Annotated in this window: 2 protein-coding genes; both read right to left on the reverse strand. The window is 38.0% G+C overall.

What is annotated here, in order from left to right; all coding sequences use genetic code 11:
- Positions 1 to 292: 292 nt before the first annotated feature.
- On the reverse strand, positions 293 to 487 hold the full coding sequence (locus PX636_RS04420; RefSeq protein ID WP_002757016.1) for a DUF2949 domain-containing protein: 195 nt from the start codon (positions 485 to 487) through the stop codon (positions 293 to 295).
- A 373-nt stretch (positions 488 to 860) separates the two neighbouring features.
- Entirely contained in the window at positions 861 to 1,382 is a 522-nt protein-coding gene (locus PX636_RS04425) for a DUF192 domain-containing protein (protein WP_288116334.1), read from the reverse strand.
- Positions 1,383 to 1,411 lie beyond the last annotated feature (29 nt).

Consider the following 1,411-nt stretch of genomic DNA (forward strand, 5'->3'; position numbering starts at 1 on the left):
AAAAATAAATCTATCTGTCGAGTTTCGTCGCTGACTTCTTTGCTGATTTCGACGATTCCCAGGGGAGAAAGTAATTGTTCAAGGTAATTTTTGGCAAATTGGTCATGGGGTTTCATGGACTGAGCAGTTAATCGATAATTCTCAATTGTATAGTTATTAAAAAAGTGGGTTTAAATAACCCACTTCTCAAGTGATGATTGGTAGTTTTTGGGATCGGAATTTTCAAACTGTGCCAGAAACTATGAGCAGCCATGGCAATTATTCTCCTTGTCAATAGTGAGCAATTGCAAGATTATACTACCTCTTCGAGAAAATCATAAATTTTGTCTAATTGTTCCAAGGTCACTAAACCGTACTGCCAGAGAATCATCGGTAAATGAATTTTATCAGATTGGATCGAGCGCTCGGCCATAGCGATCGATTCTTGGGGAAGGGACAATTCCTCTTGTAGAAATCGTCGGAATTGGGAATAGGCAATCGTGGACATAGGGGGATTTTTTTCCTCAATAGTATAGTATATCTCGTGATTTTAACAAAACACTACCTGATCGGTTTCAAGGACAGTTAGTCTCGCGACCGTTTTTTCTGTATCTAAGCTATCCCGATGATAGAGAGCGCTTTCCTAAAAATCGCTGGCTCTCTTAAGATAGTCCCGTTAGATCGAGCAGAATTTTGTCTCTGTTTAATCTATCTATATCAAGGGTAAAGATTATTCAATCTATGACTTGATAGACTATAAAAATCTTAATCGATATGGTTATATCTTAAACAGTATAAATGCGTAATAGCTTCTAAAAGCCATACTTATATTTCCAGACAAGGGACACCTTCTATAAGAAAGTTAACACCATTTTCAAAAATCAAGGTCTTGAGATAGACTCAATCTTAATTTTATCTCCTTCTTTCACTCCTAATTCTTTGGCTCGACCCCCGGCTAGTTCGATCACTTGATTAACCATGGTGTTTGGCCCATAGACAGGACAAGGATCGACAGCACAAGGGGGGACATTCAGCAAAACTGCTTTTACTATACCATCTTTTAGAAAAATCATGTCTAGAGGAATCGAGACATTTTTCATCCAAAACCGGGCGATCAGAGGTTGTGCAAAGGGAAATAGCATACCGCGATTTTTCTCCAAAGACGAGCGATACATTAAACCCTTGGCCTGTTGTTCCGGGGTTTGAGCCACTTCTAACTCAATCATCTCACCATTAATATCTGCTTTGTCCGTGATCGGTAATATTTGCCCTTGATTCTCAGTCGTAATCTGAGCCATTGAACTATTATTACCATTGAGATTAGTCGATTGACAACTCAGCAGCAACAAACCTAAAAATAATATTAACTTGATCTTGAGCATAAATGATTTTTTACCAGTCATCACCAATAGTTATCAATACTTAATTTTTC

This window comes from Microcystis sp. M53598_WE2 (genome assembly GCF_030067735.1).
GTDB classification, from domain to species: Bacteria; Cyanobacteriota; Cyanobacteriia; order Cyanobacteriales; family Microcystaceae; genus Microcystis; species Microcystis aeruginosa.

What these genes read in the sequence shown, in the direction of transcription:
- PX636_RS04420 (WP_002757016.1), bottom strand. Translation starts at nt 487, where the DNA reads ATGTCCACGATTGCCTATTCCCAATTCCGACGATTTCTACAAGAGGAA.
- PX636_RS04425 (WP_288116334.1), bottom strand. Translation starts at nt 1,382, where the DNA reads ATGACTGGTAAAAAATCATTTATGCTCAAGATCAAGTTAATATTATTT.